Below are 24,296 nucleotides of genomic sequence, written 5' to 3' on the forward strand. Positions count from 1 at the left end.
TATTTATCCTTGTTAGCAGTGATTATTTGCCTTTTTGTGCCATAATCACTGCCGCTTGCTTTAGGATGTCTAGCTGCATTTTGAGTTCTTTATTGTGCTTTCTAAGGGCTATTAGCTCTCGTTGTTCTTCTGTTAGATTATCAATCGATTTGAAGGAGCCAGTTGTTTTGGCTTGTCTGACCCATTTGTCGAAGGTTGAGGGGGTTAAATCATATTCTTTGATGATCTCGCTACGTTTCATACCTGCATTGTGAAGGTCAACGATTTGTTGCTTAAAGTCATCACTAAATTGACGACGCACTTTTCTAGACATATCTTTTCTCCTGTTTTTGATTACTATAGAATACTTTATAAATTCTGTCTAGTTTAGTGTAGCCGATTCATAAGCGAAAGCAACAATCAATCCCTTGGTTTTTTTAGTCACTTTGCCTGAGTTAAGCTCATCAATTTTAACTTGGAAATGATTGATATTCTCTTCTAAATAGTTTAGATATGCTGGGACATCCAGGTAAGCCAACATGAACTTAGCTCGTTCACCGAGGTACTTTTTTAATAATTGAAAGAATTGAAAATCTTGAACTGAAAAATTCTTTCGCTTACCGGTTTTGGATAATATATTATAAAATTCATCAAGCCTTGATTGGTCCAATTCGACGACTTTGACCTCTAAAGCTTTGAATTTTTTGATATCTCGTTTTAGAGAAGGTGGAAATGATTGGACGATATCATCTATGTTAGAAAAATGAGTAAGGTTCTTTACGAAAGCTTGTCCCATTCCATTAGACATGTCTTCAATATTAATGTCTCTGGTAAACCCAAGACCCTGGAGTGTCGAGATGGTATCCATTTGGATTTGATCGGATGCGATTTCTAATGCTTCATTTTTGATTTGATTGATGATAAAAGGATGAATCATTAAATGAATGGCTTTATTTTTTTTGACATGTTGCTCTAAGCAACTAATAGCAGCTTCAACTTGTCCTTGATTTTGATAGTTTAATAGAGGGCCTTGAACAACAAGAGCCTCAGTAAAAACTTTATATTTTCTTCGGTAGTTTAGGATGGCCTGCCCGACAATGTTATTGTTTTCAACGAAAAGTAGACGTTCTACTTTTACAAAGTTATGGCGTTCTTCTTGGAGTTGAGATATTTCAGAAGATTGCAGGAAGTTGGCATTGTCATAGTTTTCTTGCGTAAGTCGATACTCATCGTCAGAAACAATTTTAATTTTCATTATTACTCCTTATCAATAGTTGAATTACAAGCGTCCTGTTATTTTTTTGAATTGTTTAATGAAGCGATATTTTCTTGGTTTTGGATAATAATTGAAACTGCCCGGGCGTCTTTCAATATAACCATTGAAATTTTGTTTGAAGCGTAGAACACCATCTGACCCATCGAATGAGCCAGCAATTCCTAGGAAGTTGTAGACTGGAATGCCTCGCTTGATACTTTCTTTCATAGCATATTCTTGAAGAAGAGCAGGAGCGTAGAATTTATTGAATTCAGGGTATGAGCCGCTAAAGAAGTAGGTTGTTTCTTGTGGAGTAAAGATGAATAGGCTAGCAGCTAGAACTTGGTCCTCATTGCCATATTGGTCAATTAACTGTTGTGCCTCTTTTTTACGAGTTATAAAAGTTTGCTCTAGTTTCAGGATCTGCTGCAATTCTTTTTTCTTTTTGGCAGAATTTGGATTTTCAGATAAATCATTTTCAATGGATTGCAGCTGTTCTAATACTCGCTGATGTTCTGAGTTGACCTGATTGAGATAATCTTTAAAGTTTAAAGTCGCAGCAATGAATTCGGCTCGCTCTTCAAAGCTATCATATAATTTTTGATAATAATCAAGGGGTTTATCGTTATATTTTCGACGCTCGGATGTCGCAGTGGTAATTTCTTTAAAAATAGTTAATTCTTCTCGGTCTAACTTATGTAGTTTAATTCCAAAAGTATTGGCTTTCTTTACGAGCCCTTTTCCTTTTTTACTAAAGCTGTTGATGAGTTCTGATGTTTTAATATTTTTCAAAGATTTAACATAATGCCAATCACTGGTTTCGAAACCAGTGGTTAACCCTTGGAATTGATAACCAGCTTTTTCAAAAATATCAAGTAATTCTTGATTTTGAGGTGATATTTCATTACCGTTATCGTCATAATTTTGATAACTGTCATAAGGTTTTACAGCAAGCTCGATGGTATTATTATCTTTTACAAATTCTTTTAAGCCTTCAAGGAAGGGTAGGAGGTATTGGCTATCATCAAAGACTGGACCATAGTGGATTTCTGAGTAAAGGCCACCCGCTACGGGTGTGCTGTATACGATTGCTGCAACTTGAACAAGATCATTATCATCGACATAGCCAACTGGAGATACATGATAGCCTCTTTTTTCTAGAAGTGCTCCCATCTCAGAAGATTGTTCAAAATTTCGGTGTTTTGCGCGATTGACAAAATGATCAAATACGTCCCAGGTTAATACTTTAACAGGCATTTTAACGTTTGCTCCTTAATTTTTTTCTTAAAATATAGGCGGTATTGGATAGGTGATAAAGGAGTGGATTGACAGGTATGTTGAATTCGCCGATAAACTCTTCAATCATCGGGTTCAATTTTGATTTAAATCGGTATAGGCCACCATCTAACTGGTTTTCAATCCCCCCCATATTTTGCCATTTGACTCCTTTCTCAAAGGCATGCTGTGCTGTTTCAAACCAGGTGATCAAAGGAGCATTATATTGTTTATAATCTTCATCCATACCAGCATAGATGTTTTCTGAAGTTTGACCATAATTAAGTGATAGTGTTGCTGCTAGTGGCACAATATCTTGACCTTTTTCAAGTTTTTCTGTAAAGAATGCTATATCTTTTTGATGGCGTTTAATCTCATTTTCTGTTGCGTTTACTTTGTTTTGGCGCGTTTCTTCTGTAAAGGTTTTCTGGAGATTTAAAGCGTTATTTAGTGCTGTCTGTGCTTGTTCTAATCTTTCGTTAAGATTTAGCCTAGCCATGGTAATATAAGCATCATTGCCATATGTTTTTAGTAATTTTTCGTAATAATCTTGACCACGAAGATGGATATGTTTACGGTCTTCGGTTTTTTTCATTAATTTAGCAAAATCATCCACCAAGTCCAGTCCGCCAAAAACAATCTCAACTCCTTTGTTTCGTGATGAGCGGATAGTTTGACGGATTTTTTTAGGCAAAGTAGATTCTGAAAAACCTTCCGAGTATATATTGGCTTGAAAACGAGGTTGGATATTTTGAGCTAAATCTTCCGTTCGACCTGTCCAATAAGCGCCAGCATCCGTTAAATTTTTAATAACCTCATGGCCCAATGCTTTATCGTTTGGTTCTTCATCGACTTTATGATCAGCCAAAAGAATGAAAGGATCGCATTTGATAAAGACGGCTTTTTTCTTTTTGCCATATTTCTTTAAGTTGTCAATAACAAACGTCAACAATTCTTTATCAGTATAATCCATAACTGGCCCACGTGGGCTATAAATCATTGTAAATCCAAGTGGTAGTGGCTGAATGAGTACGGAAGCCACTGCGACCAATTGATCATTTTTGTAGAAACCAATACGATCGTTTCCCCAAGTATCTTTAATATTAGCCCAGGAACTAGATTGCAGTATATTAGTCAGCGGATGCTTGATGACAAATCGATCGTGTTCCTCGGCAGAAATCCCAATTTTTACGGAATATGTCATTAGTTTAATACCCACTCTCTAATAGCATGTGCGACACCAGATTCTTCATTGGATTTGGTGATGTATTTGGCAATTTTCTTGAGTTCTGGCACACCGTTTTCCATCACAACAGGCGTTCCTACAACTTCAAGCATGGCACGATCATTTTCCTCATCACCAATAGCCATAGTCTCTTCCATAGAAATGTCAAGCTGTTTAGCAAGTGCTTTGATAGCATTACCTTTGCTGACACCTTTATCGACAACTTCAAGGTAGAATGGTTTGGACTTAACTAACATGAAGCGATTTGCAAAATCTTCTGGAATGTTAGCAATCGCTGCGTCAAGAACCTCCGGTTCATCAATAAACATGATTTTAACGATTTCTTTATTTGCCATTTCCTCTGGTGTGCGGTAGTAAACAGGCATATCCACCAGGGTTGCTTCATGGATAGTGTATTTTCCAATATCGCGGTTGGCTGTATAAATACCGTCTTTCGTAATGGCGTGCATGTGAACGCCGAGTTTTCTAGCCATTAGCTCGATGTCAAGATATTCTTCATATGAAAGAGGGACCTTGACAATATCAGAACCTGTATCTGTTTCTTGAACCAGTCCACCATTGAAGGTAATGACATAATCACCTTTGTCACGCAGATTGAGTTCATCAAGCATTGTTGTAACCCCGGCAATAGGACGTCCTGTTGTGATGATAATTTTAACACCAGCTGCTTTAGCATCCTGAATGGCAGCAAAAACTTCGGGTGTGATTTCTCTGTTTTCATTTAATAAAGTGCCATCGATGTCAATGGCAACTAGTTTAATAGACATAATCGTCTCCTTTTTCAGAAAAGTGTTTCCAATCTAGTTTACTAAAAAACTGCCATTTTGTCATGGCAGAGCTTAGATTATGGGGTGCTGATCAGATGCCCATTAGCGATAAATTTTTGGAACTTTATCTTATCTTGGGTAAAGAGATCATTTGTTTGTAACATTTCTTTTGGAAAGTAAAATCGTCGGTCACCATGGATATTCCCCGATAAAGATGCTACTAGTGGTGATAAGGCTGATAACTCTTTTTTGCTGCCATCTTTTTCAGCGATGTCTATCTGCGTACGTGGTTTATTGCTTTTAGGTTTATAGACATCGTAAGGCAAGTCTAGATTGATGTGAATGCCTGTATAATAATCAGGATCGAATCCGGTCTGTCGTACTAATTTTATCATATCATTTAACTGCGACGCATTTTTTTCATCAAAACTAATCGATGTTAAGAGTTTACGATTGACGAAACGGTTAGCCAAGTCTTTTAGTATGCTGTCTTCGCTAGTTATCCATGTTTGGAAATAGGTATTCATGACCCCATCATCTAGGGCTAGGTAATTAGCTAAACTAGGATTTTTTTCGAAGAATGGGATGAGATTTGGAGATGTTTGTTGAAAGTATTCTGGATGATTTTGATAAAGAAATTTAGCACGTTTTAAAAGATTTTGTAAGAGAACTTCCATCGCACGGCTAGCTGGATGGAAATAAACTTGCATATACATCTGATAGCGACCAATTAGGTAGTCTTCAACAGCGTGCATGCCATTCTTAGCAAAGACAATACCATTTTCAACAGGTTGAATAACGCGTAAAATCCTTGTTAAATCAAATTGTCCGTAGGAGGTGCCAGTGTAGTAGGAGTCTCGAAGTAAGTAATCCATGCGGTCGCAGTCGATTTGGCTGGAAATGAGTTGAACAACCTGTTTGTTAGCATAGGTATGGTCGATGACACTAGCGACTTTTTCTGGGAAATCAGGCGAGACTTGACGCAGGATAGCATTGACTTCGGTTTCTGGATTAGTAATGATTTCCTGTGTGTAGGCTTCGTGGTCTGTTTCAAAGAGTAATTCGAAGGTATGAGAATAGGCACCGTGTCCAATGTCATGAAGCAAGCCTGCTACCATTGTAATGAGAGATTCTTTGGGATTCCATTTGTCAGCGTATTGTTGTTCGAAAATCTCTGTGACACGACGGGCAATATCATAGACACCTAGACAGTGGGAGAAGCGGTTGTGCTCGGCTCCGTGAAAAGTATAAGAAGTTGTAGGGACTTGTTTAATACGACGTAGGCGTTGGAATTCTTTGGAATCGATTAATTGTGCAATGATAGGCTCTTTCACATGGATGTAATTGTGGATGGGATCGCGGAAAACTTTTTCTTTCATAGCATATCCTTTCATTGGCATAAGTTGATTTTATTATAGCAAAAATTGCTAGAATCCTCATAAATTGGTACAATGTAAAGACAAAATTGAAGGAAGTTTTTATGAAAATTATCATTGATAACAAAATTATGATGGATCAGGACCTTGATGTGGTACATGAGGAAGCAGATGGGGAGTATAAGGAAAAAGGTGAGTTTTCTTATCTCATTTATACTAATTCGGAAAAAGAACGTGTTGTCTTGAAGTTTAATGCCGATAAGTTAACGGTAACGCGCTTTAGCAATCCTCAGAGCATTATGACATTTGAAAAAGATCAATTTGCCGCAGCTCAAATCCCGTCTCCCTTAGGATTGCAGCGTTTGGTTACTAAAACCACACAATTTGAACTGAATCAATCTGCTCAGGAGTTAACACTACATTACCAACTGTTACCCCATCCCGAAGCAGAAGAAGCCTTGGCAGACTATCAGATGCGGTTGAGGTGGAAAGAATAGTTTTAGAATTCGTTCCATAATTCTTGTTTTTTTAGTGTTTTTTCTGTATAATAGCGCTATATCAAGGGAGTAGCCGACGATGGTCATATCGTGTCAGTGATATGGTGTCATCGTGATTATGTCGTCATTTCGAAACGTTTGTTTCCGGCATAATCTTAATTTGCGAGACTTGTTTAAAAAATAAACAGGTCTTTTTCTATTGAGGAAAGACCAAGGAGGAGAAAAAGTGTCAAAAGAACAAAAACGTCAAGCGTTTTACACTCAGTCTGAGGACTCTGTTCTTGAAGCTCTTGAGACAAACAAGGAAGGTTTGACAAGTACTCAAGCGGAGCAACGTTTGTCAGAGTATGGTCGTAATGAATTAGAAGAGGGTGATAAGAAGTCGCTTTTCCAAAAATTCTTGGACCAATTTAAAGACTTGATGATTATCATTTTGTTAGCAGCTGCAGCACTTTCAGTGATTACTGAGGGGATGCACGGTTTAACAGATGCTTTAATTATCTTATTCGTAGTTGTCATTAACGCTGCATTTGGTGTTTACCAAGAAGGACAGGCAGAAGCAGCTATTGAAGCACTTAAGTCAATGTCTAGCCCATTAGCGCGTGTTCGTCGTGATGGACATGTTAAGGAAGTTGATTCTAAAGAATTAGTTCCTGGTGACATCGTCTTACTTGAAGCAGGTGATGTTGTTCCAGCGGATATGCGCCTTTTGGAAGCTAGCTCTTTGAAAATTGAAGAGGCTGCCCTTACTGGTGAGTCAGTGCCAGTTGACAAGTCTTTAGATGTTGAATTAGCTGAAGATGCTGGTATTGGTGACCGTGTTAATATGGGTTACCAAAACTCAAATGTTACCTACGGGCGTGGTATCGGTGTTGTTACCAACACTGGTATGTTTACTGAAGTTGGTCACATTGCCAACATGCTCCAGAATGCTGATGAAACAGATACACCTTTAAAACAAAACTTAAATCAATTGTCTAAAATCTTGACAGTTGCTGTCTTGGTTATTGCGGCTGTTACCTTTGCAGTTGGTGTCTTCCTTCGTGGTGAAAGCCCACTTGAAGGTCTCATGATTGCGGTTGCTCTTGCTGTTGCTGCTATTCCTGAAGGTTTGCCAGCCATCGTTACGGTAGTCCTTTCACTCGGGACACAAGTCTTGGCTAAACGTAACGCCATTATTCGTCAATTGCCTGCTGTTGAAACACTTGGTTCAACAGAAATTATCGCATCAGATAAGACCGGTACGTTGACAATGAACCAAATGACTGTCGAAAAACTCTATACTAGTGGCACTCTTCAAGACGCCAAGGATGAATTAGAACAGTCAAATATGGCTTTGCGCATTATGAACTTTGCCAATGACACCAAAATTGATGAGTCTGGTAAATTGATTGGTGATCCAACAGAAACAGCTCTTGTTCAATTTGGTTTGGACCACAAGTTTGATGTTCGGGATACTCTTGAAAAGGAACCACGAGTTGCCGAATTACCATTTGATTCTGATCGTAAACTCATGTCAACAGTACACCAATTGGCAGATGGTCAATACCTTGTTGCTGTAAAAGGTGCCCCAGACCAATTGCTTAAACGTGTAACTAAGATTGAAGACAATGGTCAAGTGCGTCCTATTACGGATGCTGATAAAGAAGCCATTCTTGCTACCAATAAGTCTCTTGCTAAACAAGCCCTTCGTGTTCTCATGATGGCTTACAAATATGAAGCAAGTGTGCCTGTTATGGAAACTGAAGTGGTAGAAAATGACTTGGTATTTGCTGGCTTAGTTGGGATGATTGACCCAGAACGTCCAGAGGCTGCCCAAGCGGTTAAAGTGGCTAAAGAAGCTGGTATTCGTCCAATCATGATTACGGGTGACCACCAAGACACTGCTGAAGCAATTGCTAAACGTCTCGGTATTATTGATGCCAATGACACAGAAGATCATGTCTTTACTGGTGCTGAACTTAATGAATTATCTGACGAAGAGTTCCAAAAGGTCTTCCAACAATATTCGGTTTACGCCCGCGTATCACCAGAACATAAAGTTCGTATCGTTAAAGCTTGGCAAAATGAAGGTAAAGTTGTTGCTATGACTGGTGACGGTGTTAATGATGCGCCATCACTGAAAACAGCTGATATTGGTATTGGTATGGGAATTACTGGTACAGAGGTTTCTAAAGGTGCTTCTGATATGGTTCTTGCTGACGATAACTTTGCAACAATTATCGTCGCTGTGGAAGAAGGACGTAAAGTCTTCTCAAACATTCAAAAAACCATTCAATACTTGCTTTCAGCTAATATTGCTGAAGTTATGACAATCTTCCTTGCAACCTTGTTTGGATGGGATGTTCTTCAACCGGTTCATCTTCTTTGGATTAACTTGGTAACGGATACTCTTCCAGCCATTGCCCTTGGGGTTGAGCCTGCTGAACCAGGCGTGATGACCCACAAACCTCGTGGACGCAAATCAAGCTTCTTTGATGGTGGTGTGAAAGAATCCATTATCTATCAAGGACCACTTCAAGGTTTACTTGTTCTTGCTGTTTATGGTTTTGCTCTTAAATTCCCAGAACACACCACATACGCTGACATTCATGCAGATGCATTGACAATGGCGTACGTGACGCTTGGTTTGATCCAATTGGTACATGCTTATAATGTTAAGTCTGTTTACCAATCTGTTTTCCAAGTTGGTCTCTTTAAGAATCGCTTGTTCAACTGGTCAATTCCAATTGCCTTTCTCTTACTCATGTCAACAGTGGTCGTTCCAGGATTTAATAACTTCTTCCACGTGGCGCATTTATCAGCGACACAGTGGTTAGTAGTTGTTATCGGAAGTTTAATGACATTGGTTGTCGTTGAAATTGTGAAAGCAATCCAACGTGCCACAGGTCAAGATAAAAACGCCATTTAAGAGATAAACTAAAAAAATCAGATTGAAGAAAAAGTCCATTTTGGACCTTTTCTTCAATCTTTTTCTTTATGTTGGAACATGAAAACCTCTTAGAAATACAGTCATATCAATAGTAAGCGTCCAATAACGAGGTATATTGAAAAATATTCCAACGTAAGTTGACTCTGGAATGTTTTCGACTAACAGTATACTGGAGGAGTGAGAGGATGACTAGATACCTCGTTATGGCGCGTTTACGTCTTATAAAAAAGGAACGAGATAGAATTCTGCTCAATAGAAAACTATCCTGTTCCTTTTTATGTTTGGTGTCAAACTTTTGCCCCAGACTCTTTTTAAGTGCTTTTAACCAGTCTATATCTGGGGATGATACAGTTTAATAGGAGCAGTAAGAGTAAAATGAACTGCGTAGGCAAATAGTCAGCATTAGTGAACAGTATGTTGAACTGTAGTCCGAGGCAAATGAGGAGTATTAATTCTAAGGCAAGCCACCATGGATTAGTCTTCATGATAATCTGATCACCATCAGCAACTTGGCATTTAGTCAAAATCCCCCAGCCTAAGCTGAGTGTTGCAGGAGTGTCTGGCACATCCAAACTGATTTGCTGGTCTTTGTAAAGTTTTCCCTGATAGATGCGATTAAGGTAGATATCACTCGGACGATAGCGACCATCCCAGGTTTTTCGAATAAGAGTAATTGACAAGAGCCTTCCCTCCTTTGTCTAATCTGATAAGCTTTCCATGAAAAGGGTATCAAAAAAGAGATTAGAAGTCAAAAATCGTTAGCGACTGTCGGAATTCTTCTTCAAGCTGTTGTCGGGTAAAGTTTTTAAAGTCGGGTAATTTTTTGACCAGATTGTACCTTTTTGACAAATTCCATGTCCCTGTCGGATTGAGTTCTGGATGATGGTTGACATAATCGATGGTTAAATCCCACTCGCGCCGGTAACCTAAGGGGCGAGAGTGATAGGTGATGCCATCAATCGTTTGACTGCCATAGGAACGGTGGGCATGACCAAAAACGACATCTTTTACACCGTGTTTGACAAAAAGATTATGGAAATCTTGGCTACCTAAAAAGGCATTGAACGGAACTAATCTTGGGTGTGTCATAAGGAACTTACGATGAGGAACAAAGTGAAGCGCAATTAAGGTTATTTCAGGGTGCTTAGATAGGGTAATATCTAGTGTCTTGAGAGTGTCACTGGTTAGTTCATGATCCGTTTTTCCCCTATTTAATCGCCTGTCAAACCAAAAACGATTTTTAAAAGCAAGGTTTTCATTGCGCGTTTTCTGAGGATGAAAGCTATAGTCATACCAGCCGTGAAAAGCTAAGAAGGATTTATCATTAATTTTATGAATCTTAAAGTCTAAATGCTCAATCTCAGTTTCCGTCAAATCTAACATATCATGATTCCCCAGATTATAAGTAACAGGTAGATGCTGCTGGAGGGTATCGAGAAAGGGAAGAGATACCTCATAGTGGTGGTTGGAAATGTCTCCGGCAATGTGAAGGTGGTCAATCTCTTCTTCTTTGAGCAGGTCTATCAGTGTGTTTACTTCGAAGTCGGTGAAATGATTGAGGTCAATGTGGAGGTCACTCATAAAAGCTAGTTTTGTCATAAAACTATTGTACCTTTTTTAAGCTGATTTGACACAAACTTGTTACTGATCTGACTTGCTATCAACATGATTTTCACTTAAAATAATAGCATGGATATTAAGGTGGAAATTCAAAAACTGGCCAAAGAGATTGGCATTTCAAAGATTGGATTTACAACTGCCGATGATTTTGATTATTTGGAAAAGACCTTACGATCTGGTGTTGAGGAGGGCCGGACAACTGGTTTTGAGCACAAGGTCATTGAGGAGCGGATTAAACCTAAGTTGTCTTTGGAGTCTGCTAAGACCATTATCTCAATAGCTGTTGCTTATCCTAATAAATTACCGGTAAAACCTCCTAAAACTCAGTATAAACGTGGGAAAATCACGCCTAATTCTTGGGGACTAGATTATCATTATGTCCTTCAGGACAAACTTAATCGTTTGGCACAAGGGATTGAAGAGTTGACCGAAGGTTTTGAATATAAGGGCATGGTTGACACTGGGGCACTTGTGGACACTGCTGTGGCCAAAAGGGCTGGTATCGGCTTTATTGGTAAAAATGGTTTGGTTATCTCTAAAGAATTCGGGTCTTATATGTATCTGGGGGAGTTGATTACCAACTTAGAGATTGAGCCTGATCAGGAAGTGGATTATGGCTGTGGCGATTGCACCCGCTGTTTGGAGGCCTGTCCGACGTCTTGTCTCATTGGGGATGGGACGATGAATGCTCGCCGCTGCTTGTCTTTCCAAACTCAGGACAAGGGCATGATGGACATGGAATTTCGTAAGAAAATCAAGACGGTCATTTATGGTTGTGATATTTGTCAGATTTGTTGCCCTTATAATCGCGGGATTGACAATCCACTTGCTAGTGAGATTGATCCAGAATTAGCCCAGCCCGAGTTGATTCCCTTTTTGGAATTGACGAATAAATCCTTCAAAGAACAATTTGGCATGATTGCAGGTTCGTGGCGTGGGAAAAATATCTTGCAGCGTAATGCCATCATCGCTTTGGCTAACGCTCATGATCGTAGTGCGGTTGTTAAATTAGTGGAAATCATTGATAAGAATAACAATCCTATTCACACAGCGACAGCCATTTGGGCACTGGGTGAGATTGTGAAAAAACCCGATGAGACCATGCTTGAGTTTATGCGCAGCCTTTCTCTAAAAGAAGAAGATAGCTTAAAAGAATGGGAATTAGTCCGTGAAAAATGGCAATTTTAAAGGCTTTGTGCTAGAATGATTAGGATTATAGTGAACATAAGGAGTTTATCATGGAAATCGCTGAAATGCGTCAAAAAATAGTAGAAAACAAAGAGAAGTTGACTAGCTTCAGGAGGTCTCTTTGACTTAGATCGTTTGGAAGAAGATATTGCACTTCTTGAAAATCGTATGACTGAGCCAGACTTCTGGAATGATAATATCGCTGCTCAAAAAACGTCGCAAGAGTTAAATGAGCTTAAACAAACCTATGAAACCTTCCACAATATGGAGGAGCTTTCTGAGGAGACAGAGCTTTATTTAGAAATGCTGGAAGAGGATGATTCTGTCCAAGAAGAACTGGAAGACAATCTTGAGAAGTTAGCTAAAATAATGGCTAGCTACGAGATGACATTGCTCTTATCGGAGCCATATGATAGCAATAATGCCATTATGGAGATTCATCCTGGTTCAGGAGGGACTGAGGCGCAAGATTGGGCTGAGATGCTCTTTCGGATGTACACACGTTTTGGAAATGCCAAGGGCTACAAAGTGGAAACCTTGGACTATCAAGCGGGTGATGAAGCTGGGATTAAGTCTGTAACCCTTTCTTTTGAAGGGCCAAACGCCTATGGTTTCTTGAAATCTGAGATGGGAGTTCATCGCTTGGTTCGTATTTCTCCATTTGATTCAGCTAAGCGCCGTCACACCTCATTTACTTCTGTTGAGGTGATGCCTGAATTGGACGACACCATTGAAGTTGATATTCGGGATGATGATATCAAAATGGATACCTTCCGTTCAGGTGGTGCTGGTGGTCAGAACGTCAACAAGGTTTCAACTGGGGTTCGTTTAACTCACCTTCCTACGGGAATTGTTGTCTCCTCAACGGTGGATCGTACGCAATACGGTAACCGTGATCGTGCGATGAAGATGTTGCAAGCTAAACTTTATCAAATGGAGCAAGAAAAGAAAGCTGAAGAAGTGGATGCTCTTAAAGGTGATAAAAAAGAAATCACCTGGGGCAGTCAGATTCGTTCTTATGTTTTTACTCCATATACCATGGTTAAAGATCACCGAACTAACTTTGAAGTGGCACAAGTCGATAAGGTTATGGATGGCGACATCGAAGGTTTTATCGATGCCTACCTGAAATGGCGTATGGATTAGCTGCTGATAATGCTTAATGGTTGAAAGATGACCAGGAAATCGTCAGGAGCTGCCCTTTGACATCTTTTAGAAAGGCATTAAGCACAGCCCTTAGGCTTGTTTCTTTATTCTTTGAACTTATAGAAAGGAAAGGATACGGGTTCAAGCGAATTGAACTTGAGCAAAAAGCTAGAAAAAAGACAGCCCACCTCATGTGCTCGCATATGTTGTTGTTGTTTTCCTATTTTTCCTCTGCTTTTAACGCTCTTAGTATCTTTTAAAATGAATAAGGGACTAACTTTCTTCGAAAAAAGATAAAACCTCTATGACTCTACGAGTTATCGGCTGTTTTCCTATTTTTCATCGGAAGTTTTTGAGGAATCGAATCATCTTCTTGTATTTTACGAAAGGAATTGAGCACAGCCCTTAGGCTTGTCTCTCTGTTCTTTGAACTTATAGAAAGGAAAGGATGCGGGTTCAAAAAATTTGAACTCGAGCTAAAAGCTAGTGAAAAAAGATCGCCTTCCTCATATGCCAGCATATGTCGTCACGCTCCTATTTTTCGCCGGCTTTTAACGCTCTTAGTATCTTAATTTATGGCTTTAATTGAATTAAAGGATGTTTCTAAGAAATATCGTCGTTCTACAACAGCTCTTCGTCATGTCAGTGTCTCTGTGAATCAGGGAGAGTTTGTTTACATTGTTGGTCCTTCAGGAGCTGGTAAATCAACGTTTATCAAACTGTTGTACCGTGAGGAAAAATTGTCCAGTGGCTCTCTCAAAGTTGGTGAGTTTAATCTGGCTAAAATGAAAAAGCGCCAAGTTCCCCTCTTACGTCGTTCTATCGGTGTGGTGTTTCAAGACTACAAATTGTTAGAGCGTAAAACCGTTTTTGAGAATGTTGCTTTTGCCATGGAAGTTATTGGTGAAAAGCGGAAACACATCAAAAAACGCGTAACGGAAGTTTTGGAACTGGTTGGTCTCAAACACAAAATGCGTTCATTTCCTAATCAACTGTCCGGCGGGGAGCAACAACGTGTTGCAATTGCGCGTGCGATTGTCAATAATCCTAAGGTTTTGATTGCAGATGAACCAACAGGTAACTTGGATCCTGAGATTTCTATGGAAATTATGCAGGTACTTGAGCGTATTAATCTTCAAGGAACGACTGTTTTGATGGCAACGCACAATGCACAGATTGTTAATAATCTGCGTCATCGTGTCATTGCTATTGAAGATGGTAAAATTGTTCGTGACGAAGAGGAAGGAGAGTACGGCTATAATGATTAGAAACTTTTTCAGACACCTATGGACATCTATCAAGAGTTTAAAACGAAATGGTTGGATGACTTTTGCTGCCATGTCAACAGTATCCATTACCCTGATTTTAGTGGGGCTGTTTGCCGGGGTTCTTCTTAACACAGAGAAATTGGCTTCAGGGATTGAGGATAATATCCAAGTCAACGTTTTCTTAAACGTGGATTCGACCGATCCTCAAGAAACCGTCAAAGACAGCTCAGGAAAGAAAATCGTGAATAAGGATTATCATAAGATTTACGACCAACTTAAGGAAATTGATGGTGTTAAGGCTATCGACTATTCCAGTAAAGATGAGCAATTGGAAGATTTAAAAGCTAAAATGGGCGATTCTTTCTCAGAAGTCTTTGATGAAGATGCCAACCCACTTTATGATGTTTATTACTTGAAAACTAAGTCACCTGAAGATGTTAAAAAAGTTGCTCGTGCGGCAGAACAACTGGGTGGTATTGATTCAGTGGAGTACGGTGGTGCAGATACAGAGCGTATCTTTAATCTAGCTAAAATGGTTCGTATTTGGGGACTTGTTGGAACGGGAATCTTACTTTTTGTTGCAATTTTCCTCATTTCAAATACCATTCGAGTGACTATCTTCTCACGTAGCCGCGATATTGAAATCATGCGTCTGGTTGGCGCTAAGAACTCTTATATCCGAGGACCCTTCTTCTTTGAAGGGGCCTGGATTGGCTTGCTTGGCTCCATCCTACCAGCAGCCTTGGTATCGTACCTTTATATCATTGCTTATAACTACTTGATGAAAGGTCTTGTTCAGCAGAATCTAAGCCTTTATAAACCAGACTTAGCGATTCCTGTGGGTGTTGTTGCTATGGTTCTTATCGGGATTGTGATTGGTTCACTAGGATCTGTTTTATCAATGAGACGGTTCTTGAAGATTTAAGAAAATGTGACTTTATGAGTATATCACCATCAGATTTACTGATAACTTTGCTAATTTTCCTACCTCTCGCTGTTTTGGCAGTTATCCGACTCCCCCTTTAGGAGCTCATTGATGCGCAACAAACGTGATGCTGTCATTGAAGATGAGTATCGAAAGCGATTTTAGGAAGAGGACTAAATCACACAAAAAACGGCACCTAATTGGGTGTCGTTTTTGCTTGTCTTAATAAAGGTGATAATGCTTTTAACGATCTCTTGTCGTTGTTGAGTATTGAAAATGCTAGCTTTGCCATCTTTGGCCTGTTTGCCGTAATCACCAAATCCAGCGTGATTTCCGCCATCGATAGTGCTGTATATGGTACTCTTTGGCAAGCGACTTTTAGCTCTTTGGTAAGCGTTTTGATTGAGTACCTTGTCTTGGCTAGCTCTTATGGATAGAACAGCTAGGTCCTTTTTCGACAAATCCGTTTTATCAGAAGGGTAACTAGCCAGTAGGATTAAGCCTTTGGTATCTTTTGAAAAATCCTCTACAGTTTGGGCAGCGATCACACCACCTAAGGAATGACCAGCTAGATAGACTGGAGCATGAGCCAACTTATCCTTTAGTTGTTTAGCACGATTACCAGATAAGATAGCAAGATTGAGAGGGGAATCAAGCAAGTAGACATCAATTCCTTCTTTAGCAAGGTCAGCTGCGAGCGGTGCGTAAGCTTTTTCCTCAACAAGTGCCCCTTGAAAAAAGATGAGTGATGCTTCCATTTTCCCTTTAGCCTTAAAATAAAGGCTGTGGTCAACCGACTTAGCCTCTTGGGCCATTTTCTCAGCGGTAGCGCTAGCTTGATACGTTTTAGTTTGCAAAAAAATCAAGAGACCAGCACTAGCTATCAAGATTAGTAGTGATAGGCTTAGGAGAATTTTCTTAAATCGTGTCATTGAAAGTAGGGGTTAACGTTTTTTTCGTGGGCGATGGTTGTGCTTTGGCCATGGCCAGGGTGGACGGCGAAATGATTGGGTTGCGTGAAGAGTTCTTGACGGATACTGGTGATTAGGTCGTCAAAATTCCCAGTAGGCAGATCTGTTCGTCCGATGGTTTCTTTGAAGAGAGCATCACCGGAGAAAATAGTTTCCTCCTCAGCGAAGATAAAGGAGACACTGCCCCAAGAGTGACCAGGTGTCGGAACAACTGTGAACGTAAATTCTCCAATCTGGTAAGGTTGGCGCAATTGAAATATCTGCTCAGCAGGCGCTACCACAACATTCTCTAAATCATCATGACGAGGAAGTCCAGATAGGTTGTCTTTGGGAGATTGCAACCAAGAAGCTTCCTGTTCTGAGACATAAAGGGGTGGTTGATTAAAGTGCTCACGTACCGCTTCAACACTTAAAATATGGTCATAATGGGTATGGGTTAGAAGAATGGCTAGAACAGGTTTGTTCAAGTCTGTTAGACGTTTCTCTATTTTTTCCCAATCACTTCCAGGATCAATGATCAAAAGACCATTTTCAGTTTCTAATAAATAGGTATTTTCACCAGCTATGGTGTTAACAAGTTTATGTGTTTTCATAGCAATAGTGTAACAAAAAATGAGGCGTTGGGGTATTTTGGACGATTATTTCTTTTGTTTTCTAAATTTTCAGAAAAGTCAGTGGATTTTTCCATGTGACTGTGTTACAATAACTCTAATACTGTTAAGAGGAGTTGTTATGGCAGATAAATTGAATTTTGTGATGATTTCACCGCATTTTCCCGCTAATTTTGAGACCTTTGCGCACCGCTTATATGAGAGCGGTATTAACACGCTGGGTATAGCGGATGTGCCCTATGAACAGTTATCAGAAGGCCTTCGTCAGCATTTGACTGAGTATTATCGTGTGGATGATATGCAGGATTATGATGAGGTTTACCGTGCGGTGGGTTATTTTGCCCATAAATATGGGCGTATCGATCGGGTAGAATCGCATAATGAATTTTGGTTGGAATTGGATGCTAGCTTACGTACGGATTTTAATGTTTTTGGTTTTAAAAATGAGGATATGCTGGCGATTAAAACCAAACGTCAGATGAAGGAAGTCTTTCGTCGTCAAGGTTTAAAAGTGGCAGCTGGTGATACGTTTAAGACTGATCAGGAAGCTAAGGAGTTGGCTCAAAAACTTGGATTTCCTATCATTGTCAAACCCAATTCAGGGGTTGGCGCTTCAGATACTTATAAGCTGAAAACTGCTGAAGAATTAGATCTTTTCTTGGCTAGCCGTTCTGCTCATGTTGACTACATCATGGAAGAGTTTGTGGATGGCGATATTATCACTTTTGATGGTCTAGCAGATCATGATGGCAAGATTGTCTTTTACTCTAGTTTAGAGCATTCAGAAGCAGTATTAGACACCGTCGTCAACGGTACGGATATGTATTATTTTCTCCCTCGTGAAATCGATCCTAAACTGGTTGCACTAGGTAAAAAGTGTGTCTCGGCTTTTAATATCAAAGAACGTTTCTTCCATTTTGAATTTTTCTGTATCAGGGAAACTGGGGAAATCATTCCACTTGAAGTGAATTGCCGTCCGCCTGGTGGCTTAACGATTGACATGTGGAATTACGCCAATGATTTTGATATTTTTAAAGAATACGTTAATGTCGTCAAGGAAAATCACTTTAAAGCTGACAGTCACCGTCCATACAATGTTTTCTATATTTCACGTCGTGATGATATGAACTACAAGCATAGTCTAGACGAGGTTCGTCAATACTTTGGTCAGCATTTGGTTTCCATAACTTCTGTTCCTGGAGTCTTTTCTGCTATCATGGGGAAAGATGGGATTATTGGGCGTTGTCCCGAACGTGAAACCATGCGGGATCTGATACGTTTTGCCCAAGAAAAGGTTTAGGATTTTTCAGGAAAATGCCCAACCTTTGTTTAGTAGAATGCTTTGTCATTTGGTGATTACTTTTTGACAACCATCCACACATTAGAAAGTCTTAATATGAAATTTGAACGTCGTAGTCAGTGGTCAGGGGAACTTGGCCAGGAAATGTTTTTTAATGTCTATGGACATGCCGGAAAACCTGTTGTTGTTTTTCCGTCTTCTGGTGGTAGCCATGATGAATATGCTGATTTTGGTATGATTGAAGCCTGTCAATCATGGATTGATCGCGGTTTGGTGCAATTTTTTACGCCAGATTCTTATGATGCAGAGTCTTGGTTACATTTAGGAAAGTCAGGTCATGATATGGCGCTTGCCCATGACGCCTATGAGCGTTATATCATCAACGAGCTAGTCCCTCTTATCCGTTATGAAACAAACTGGCAAGGAGGTCTTTTAGCGACTGGATGCTCTATGGGTGGTTTTCATACGGTTAATTTTACTTTAAAACATCCAGATTTATTTGATGTTGCTGTTGCCCTATCAGGAGTCTATGATGCTAGATTTTTCACTGGCGAATTTGGCAATGATCAAGCGATTTATTTTAATTCGCCAATTGATTACCTATGGCAACAAGAAGACCCTTGGTTCTTAGAACAGTACCGCCAAAATCGGATGATTGTTGCCGTAGGTCAGGGTGCTTGGGAAGAGCCTCATGTCTATGATACCAAGCGTTTGGAAGAAGTATTCACAGCTAAAAATCTTCCTGCTTGGTTTGATTACTGGGGACAAGACGTTGCCCATGACTGGGAATGGTGGCGTAAGCAAATGCCTTTCTTTATGGGCAAGTTAGAAGAAGAAGGTCGCTTGGCCTAGTTGATAATGGCAGCGAAAAACTTGGAAGCGAAGTGCCTTCAATTGCTAGATGGGCAGGCTAAGTTCTGGGGTGTAGTTCAAAGGTTTCCGTTTGGGAAGCCTTTTCTTTTTTGATACAATAATGTGAAGAAGGAAGTGAGGTTTTGACATGAATAAAGCTAAAATCGTTATTTTGGGACAGCCCTTGGAAGAGGGGTTAAGAGACTTAAAAGAAAGCTTTCAAGTAGATCAGGCTCCTTTGGAAAACACACGGGACTGGCTTTTAGAGCATCTATCAGACTATGATGGTCTCTATACGACCCAGCTGCCAGTTGATAAGGCAATCATTGATGCTGGGACCAATCTAAAAATAATCTCGACCCACAGCGTTGGTTTTGACCATATTGATATTGACTATGCTAGGGAAAAAGGGATCGTAGTGGCAAATTCGCCTAAGGCTGTGATGGTTCCAACAGCTGAGTTAGCTGTAAGTTTGATGCTCGCTTGCATGCGCCAGGTTGCTTTCTTAGACCGTCGCTTACGTGATGGTGAATGGGTGAATACCTCTGTGCCAGCTGGACTTAGTCATGGATTAAATGGAAAAACGGTTGGTATTTTTGGTTTTGGTCGTATTGGTCAAGAAGTGGCAAAAATGGTGCAAGCTTTCGGGGCAAAGGTTATTTACAATAAGCGCAGCCCATTATCTAAAGTTGAGGAAGAGGCTTTGCAGGTTTCCTATCGTGATTTTGACGATTTGTTGGCAGAAGCTGATGTCATTACTCTCCATGCGCCAGCAACTGATGACACCAAAGGTCTCTTTAATACAGAAACCTTTAACAAGATGAAAAAAGGTGCCTTTTTAGTCAATACAGCTCGGGGATCACTAGTAGATGAAGCTGCAATGCTGGCAGCTCTTGAGTCTGGACAATTATCCGGTGCAGGTTTAGATGTTTACGAGGTTGAAGGCCAATCGCATCCAGAACTTAGCAGATTAGAAAATGTGGTCATGACCCCTCACTCGGGTTCCGCTACCTGGGATGCTCGTCTCAAGCTTTCTCGGGAAACCGCTCAAAATATTATTTCCTACCTAGACGAAGGAAAAATCATCAACCAAGTCAATGCCTAATGAAAAGCACTGAATCAAAATGCCGGCTTAACCCTGTGGTCAAGTCGGCTTTTTGATATTGAATGGTAGTTTGTTTAGGGGGCCTAACCTTACAAGATGATAATCAATGACAATCAAAAACCGACTAGGCGATTCCGATACAGATAGACCAGATGTTCATCACATCAAGTCGACAATGTCTATGTCTGCTTTTGATTTTAGCAGAGCATGAATTGTAAAAATTCTAGGAAATGATCAGCCCAGTATTTTTCGTGATGTATTTCATTGGCCATGATTTTGAGTTTGATATTGCCCATACTGGTTCCAGTTTTGAGTAGGGATTGGTAGTAATGAAGCGTACAGTCAATGTAGCGCTGGTTCATGTTGGAAGCAAACGTTTCATCAACTTCATCGCCTTCAAGAGTCCCGACTTGGATATAGACTTTGCTGAATTTAGCTAAGGGATGATGGTCACAAAAACGTAAAAAATCACGTTCGCTAAACCAAGAAGCTAAGGAAAAAACACCGAGATTGCCAAAAACATCGGGGTAGGCAGCCCCCATGTAGGCGGTGATAATGCCCCCCATAGATGATCCGGCAAGGAGGGTGTGTTCAGGGTCGGTCATGGTACGATAGGTCTTATCAATAAAGGGTTTAACGGTGTTAACCACCCACTCCCCGTAGGCCATACCGTCTCCCCCCACACTAGCTGTTTCAGGGGTTGTTCCAACATCGGTCATCCATGGCGCATACTCATTAAGACGATTGTCACCACCATTATCAATGCCAACCACAATCAACTTAGGTAGTTCTTTGTGGTTTTTAATAGTAGGGATGACCTTCCAAGAATACCCAGAAAAGGATTCCTTACTGTAAAAGATATTTTGCCCATCATGCATATATAAAACAGGGTAAGAAGCCCAATCCTCTTTGTGATAGTCTTTTGGCAGAAGCACACGAATACGGCGTTCTTCATCGTAATAAGGTACATGGAGGTAGTGTTCCTCCATTTCTAGATAATAGTTGTTAAGTCGGGTTTGTTTGATCATGGCAACCTCTTTTTCAGAATAATCTTGAAACTAATTATACCATATTTCCAGAGTGAAAGACTGGTAACGCTTTTCTTGATGATGGGTTAGGATGTTAAAATATCTATCTATTTGCTACAATGGAAGAGAAGAAATGAGGAGAAAGATGACATTAAAAGATGCTATTGTAAATGGGCAGGCGCTCTTAATCGACGTTCGTCGTTCAGAAGAATTTAAGGAAAAACACATTAAAGGTGCTCTAAATATTCCTATTGATCAGATTGAAGCGGGTCAACTGGATTTGGACAAAAGTCAAAAGATCTACCTGCATTGCATGTTAGGACCGAGAGCAGATCGCGCTGAAGCAGCGCTAAAAGCAGCTGGTTATACAGATGTTCACAACTTAAGGACATTGACAGCAGTGGAAAAATTGGGCTTGGAAACTGAGTCTCAAGAATAAAGGATTTTAGTGTTCTTCGTTCCCAATACTAGCTTCTTTTTTGGTATAATTTTACTGTTATGACTAAGTCCAAGCAAAAGTATGCCGTGATTGATTTGGAAGCAACAGGTGCTTCCATCACGGCTCAAATTATTCAAGTAGGGATTGTGATTATTCAAGGAGATAAGATCATTGATACTTATCAAACCGATGTGAACCCACACGAGCCCTTGTCCGAACACATTGTTCAATTGACAGGGATTACAGACCAGCAGTTGGCCACGGCTCCTGATTTTTCGCAAGTGGCGCGTGACATTTATGAGCGCATCCAAGACTGCGTTTTTGTAGCGCATAATGTTAAGTTTGATGCTAATCTGCTGTCAGAGCAGCTTTTCATGGAAGGATTTGACTTGTACACGCCAAGGGTTGATACCGTCGAGTTGGCGCAGGTCTTTTTTCCAACTATGGAGAAATATTCTTTAGGAGAATTGACCAAAGCCTTAGACATCCCTTTAAAAGATGCCCATACAGCTATCGCGGATGCTCAAGCAACAGCCCAACTTTTTTTCAAAATTCGTGAAAAGATTGCGAGCCTTCCTAGCTTAACCCTTGAGAAGATCAAATCTTATGCTGATCACTTAATCTTTGAATCACGTATTGTGATCGACGAGGTCGCTTTGGATAAGGATTTTGACCAATCCCTCTATCAAGAAGTCGCAGGCATCTTGTTACGAAAACCTCAGCCAGAAGTAGCAGAGAGGCGATACTCTCAGGATTTTGCGACGAATATGGCCTTGTTAGGGCTTGACAGTCGGCCTAAGCAGGAAGCTTTTGCTGAAGCGATCTTACAAGAAGATAAAAATGTTCAGTTTATTCAGGCTCAAGCAGGAATAGGAAAAACCTATGGCTATTTGGTATCTTTACTAGCCAAGAATGAGCAAGAAAGGGTAGTCGTTTCTGTGCCGACGAAATTACTGCAAGATCAAATAGCAGTCCAAGAAGCTAAGCAGTTGCATGAGATTTTTGGGACCTCTTACCAGAGTTTAAAAGGGCCTGCCAATTATCTGAAATTGGATGCTTTTAAAGCTTCTTTGGAACAAGAAGACGACAATCGCTTAGTTAATCGCTATAAGATGCAACTGTTGGTCTGGTTATTGGAAACTAAAGACGGTGATCTTAATGAAATCAAGCAGCAACAGCGTTTACAGTGGTATTTTGACAGCCTTCAACACGATGGCGATCTCAGCGCTCACTCGCTTTTTGCCCAGGATGATTTTTGGTTTAGATCCTATGAGAAAGCAAAAGCAAGCCGTCTCGTCATTACCAATCATGCCTATCTGTTGACACGTCTGGAAGATGATCCTAGTTTGATTAAAGGGGCTCATTTGGTGATTGATGAGGCACAGAAATTCTTTTTAGCCTTAGAAGACTTTTCTCATGCCCAAGTGAATCTCTTAGAGATGATGACTAAACTAGAGGACCTCTTGCAGGAAACAGACCACCTGTTGACACGTCGCCTAATCGAAAGTCTACAATTTGAATTTAGCCAGCTGGTGGTTGATTATCACCAGTCCCATGAACAACTTATTCCAAAAGAAAAGTGGGAAAAAATTCGTCGTGATATTACGGAGTTAAGGCAGCTTAACTTAGAAGCGCTCCAAAAAATAGCAGATGATCGTTACGATTCTGTTTGGGTTGATAGCTGTCAGGAAAGTGACAAACGCTCTGTCTTTCTCAAGGGAGCCAGTCAGTTCCTCTTAGATTTTTCAGCATTTTTACCAGAAAATCAAAAAACGACCTTTGTTTCTGCCACGCTGCGTATTAGTCCTCAGGTGTCTTTACCAGACCTTTTGGGCTTTAAGGATTATCAAGAAAGGGTTATCGAGGATTCAGCTAATACACAACAAGCCATCTGGATAGATAAAGAAGGTGTCTCACCCACCCTGCCAAAAGAGGTCTATCATAGAGCATTAGCCAATAAAATCTATCGGATTAGTCAGCTAAAGCTTCCCACCTTAGTTCTTTTGACCTCCAAAGATGCTTTGAAGCAAGTCTCAGATCACCTAGAAGAGGCTGGTTTACCACATCTGGCTCAAGGTAAGAATGGGACAAGTCACCAAATGAAACGACGATTTGAAGGAGAAGATGCACCGATCCTACTGGGCACAGGAAGTTTCTGGGAGGGGGTTGATTTTACCACCCATGATCGCGTGATCCTTGTTATTACTCGACTGCCTTTTGAAAATCCCCAAGAATTTCTGAACCAAAAAATGGCTAAACGTCTATCACGTGAAGGGAAAAATCCTTTCACAGCCTATAGTTTACCAGTCATGATGATGCGCTTAAAGCAAGCTTTAGGTCGTACGAGCAGGCGACTTGACCAGAAATCAGCAGTCCTTATTTTAGACCCACGCTTGATTGAAAAATCCTATGGACCATCTAGTTTGGAAATTCTAAGACAGACCCATCAGCTTTCGCTTGAAAAAAATGATAAAATCCTGTCAGATATGCTTGATTTTCTGCTATAATAGGTGGTA

The 24,296-nt window shown here is 40.2% G+C and carries 21 protein-coding genes and 1 pseudogene; 11 read left to right on the forward strand and 11 right to left on the reverse strand.

What is annotated here, in order from left to right; all coding sequences use genetic code 11:
• From ABP870_RS09240 to ABP870_RS09265, 6 genes and pseudogenes are all read right to left on the reverse strand, one after another.
• Positions 1–313, reverse strand: a pseudogene (locus ABP870_RS09240) (transposase); the annotation flags it as partial.
• Between the two features lie 48 nt (positions 314–361).
• Entirely contained in the window at positions 362–1,234 is an 873-nt protein-coding gene (locus ABP870_RS09245; protein WP_350015123.1) for a lipid II:glycine glycyltransferase FemX, read from the reverse strand.
• A gap of 24 nt (positions 1,235–1,258) precedes the next feature.
• Positions 1,259–2,491, reverse strand: coding sequence for an aminoacyltransferase (locus ABP870_RS09250; RefSeq protein ID WP_350015124.1), 1,233 nt, complete (start codon positions 2,489–2,491; stop codon positions 1,259–1,261).
• 1 nt (position 2,492) lies between these two features.
• Positions 2,493–3,713, reverse strand: a complete 1,221-nt coding sequence (locus ABP870_RS09255; protein ID WP_350015125.1) for an aminoacyltransferase — start codon at positions 3,711–3,713, stop codon at positions 2,493–2,495.
• Positions 3,713–4,522 carry a sugar-phosphatase gene (yidA, locus tag ABP870_RS09260; RefSeq protein ID WP_350015126.1) on the reverse strand — a complete coding sequence of 270 codons (810 nt, stop codon included), beginning with the start codon at positions 4,520–4,522 and terminating at the stop codon, positions 3,713–3,715. The genes ABP870_RS09255 and yidA overlap by 1 nt, the downstream gene beginning before the upstream one ends.
• 77 nt (positions 4,523–4,599) lie before the next feature.
• Positions 4,600–5,901, reverse strand: a complete 1,302-nt coding sequence (locus ABP870_RS09265; RefSeq protein ID WP_350015127.1) for an HD domain-containing protein — start codon at positions 5,899–5,901, stop codon at positions 4,600–4,602.
• 101 nt (positions 5,902–6,002) lie between these two features.
• Here ABP870_RS09265 and ABP870_RS09270 point away from each other — a divergent pair, with 101 nt between their 5' ends.
• On the forward strand, positions 6,003–6,395 hold the full coding sequence (locus tag ABP870_RS09270; RefSeq protein WP_350015128.1) for a DUF1934 domain-containing protein: 393 nt from the start codon (positions 6,003–6,005) through the stop codon (positions 6,393–6,395).
• 226 nt (positions 6,396–6,621) lie between these two features.
• Positions 6,622–9,306, forward strand: coding sequence for a cation-translocating P-type ATPase (locus ABP870_RS09275; protein ID WP_350015129.1), 2,685 nt, complete (start codon positions 6,622–6,624; stop codon positions 9,304–9,306).
• Positions 9,307–9,638: 332 nt separating this feature from the next.
• Here the strand turns inward: ABP870_RS09275 and ABP870_RS09280 are convergent, their stop codons facing one another.
• On the reverse strand, positions 9,639–10,007 hold the full coding sequence (locus ABP870_RS09280; protein ID WP_350015130.1) for a hypothetical protein: 369 nt from the start codon (positions 10,005–10,007) through the stop codon (positions 9,639–9,641).
• A 61-nt stretch (positions 10,008–10,068) separates the two neighbouring features.
• Positions 10,069–10,926: a metallophosphoesterase family protein gene (locus ABP870_RS09285; protein ID WP_350015131.1), complete on the reverse strand. Its 858-nt coding sequence runs from the start codon at positions 10,924–10,926 to the stop codon at positions 10,069–10,071.
• A gap of 90 nt (positions 10,927–11,016) precedes the next feature.
• Here ABP870_RS09285 and queG point away from each other — a divergent pair, with 90 nt between their 5' ends.
• From queG to ftsX, 4 genes are all read left to right on the forward strand, one after another.
• Positions 11,017–12,135 carry a tRNA epoxyqueuosine(34) reductase QueG gene (gene queG / locus ABP870_RS09290; protein WP_350015132.1) on the forward strand — a complete coding sequence of 373 codons (1,119 nt, stop codon included), beginning with the start codon at positions 11,017–11,019 and terminating at the stop codon, positions 12,133–12,135.
• Between the two features lie 50 nt (positions 12,136–12,185).
• A protein-coding gene (prfB, locus tag ABP870_RS09295) for a peptide chain release factor 2 (protein WP_350015133.1) occupies positions 12,186–13,281 on the forward strand; the annotation gives its coding sequence in 2 pieces (ribosomal slippage) (positions 12,186–12,257 and positions 12,259–13,281; 1,095 coding nt in all).
• A 575-nt stretch (positions 13,282–13,856) separates the two neighbouring features.
• Entirely contained in the window at positions 13,857–14,549 is a 693-nt protein-coding gene (gene ftsE, locus ABP870_RS09300; RefSeq protein WP_350015134.1) for a cell division ATP-binding protein FtsE, read from the forward strand.
• Complete coding sequence (gene ftsX / locus ABP870_RS09305; protein ID WP_350015135.1) at positions 14,542–15,474, forward strand: permease-like cell division protein FtsX; 933 nt, start codon at positions 14,542–14,544, stop codon at positions 15,472–15,474. The genes ftsE and ftsX overlap by 8 nt, the downstream gene beginning before the upstream one ends.
• Positions 15,475–15,647: 173 nt before the next feature.
• On the opposite strand, the gene ABP870_RS09310 is transcribed toward ftsX, so the two are convergent.
• Together ABP870_RS09310 and ABP870_RS09315 are read right to left on the reverse strand one after the other, a co-directional pair.
• Positions 15,648–16,406 (reverse strand): alpha/beta hydrolase, encoded by a 759-nt coding sequence (locus ABP870_RS09310; protein ID WP_350015136.1) that lies wholly within the window; start codon positions 16,404–16,406, stop codon positions 15,648–15,650.
• Positions 16,403–17,038 (reverse strand): MBL fold metallo-hydrolase, encoded by a 636-nt coding sequence (locus tag ABP870_RS09315; RefSeq protein ID WP_350015137.1) that lies wholly within the window; start codon positions 17,036–17,038, stop codon positions 16,403–16,405. Before ABP870_RS09315 ends, ABP870_RS09310 begins: the two co-directional genes overlap by 4 nt.
• A gap of 139 nt (positions 17,039–17,177) precedes the next feature.
• Here ABP870_RS09315 and ABP870_RS09320 point away from each other — a divergent pair, with 139 nt between their 5' ends.
• From ABP870_RS09320 to ABP870_RS09330, 3 genes are all read left to right on the forward strand, one after another.
• Positions 17,178–18,356, forward strand: a complete 1,179-nt coding sequence (locus ABP870_RS09320; protein ID WP_350015138.1) for an ATP-grasp domain-containing protein — start codon at positions 17,178–17,180, stop codon at positions 18,354–18,356.
• Positions 18,357–18,452: 96 nt separating this feature from the next.
• Positions 18,453–19,208 (forward strand): esterase family protein, encoded by a 756-nt coding sequence (locus ABP870_RS09325; protein WP_350015139.1) that lies wholly within the window; start codon positions 18,453–18,455, stop codon positions 19,206–19,208.
• A gap of 148 nt (positions 19,209–19,356) precedes the next feature.
• The gene (locus tag ABP870_RS09330) at positions 19,357–20,313 is read left to right on the forward strand and encodes an NAD(P)-dependent oxidoreductase (RefSeq protein WP_350015140.1); all 957 of its coding nucleotides are present in this window, start codon (positions 19,357–19,359) and stop codon (positions 20,311–20,313) included.
• 197 nt (positions 20,314–20,510) lie between these two features.
• Here the strand turns inward: ABP870_RS09330 and ABP870_RS09335 are convergent, their stop codons facing one another.
• Positions 20,511–21,338 carry an alpha/beta hydrolase gene (locus ABP870_RS09335; RefSeq protein WP_350015146.1) on the reverse strand — a complete coding sequence of 276 codons (828 nt, stop codon included), beginning with the start codon at positions 21,336–21,338 and terminating at the stop codon, positions 20,511–20,513.
• Positions 21,339–21,486: 148 nt separating this feature from the next.
• Between ABP870_RS09335 and ABP870_RS09340 the strand changes: the two genes are divergently transcribed.
• Entirely contained in the window at positions 21,487–21,780 is a 294-nt protein-coding gene (locus ABP870_RS09340) for a rhodanese-like domain-containing protein (protein ID WP_350015141.1), read from the forward strand.
• 59 nt (positions 21,781–21,839) lie between these two features.
• Positions 21,840–24,287, forward strand: a complete 2,448-nt coding sequence (locus ABP870_RS09345; RefSeq protein WP_350015142.1) for a bifunctional DnaQ family exonuclease/ATP-dependent helicase — start codon at positions 21,840–21,842, stop codon at positions 24,285–24,287.
• Positions 24,288–24,296: the final 9 nt, after the last annotated feature.

This window comes from Streptococcus jiangjianxini, from assembly GCF_040225085.1.
In the GTDB taxonomy this organism is placed as follows: Bacteria; Bacillota; Bacilli; order Lactobacillales; family Streptococcaceae; genus Streptococcus; species Streptococcus jiangjianxini.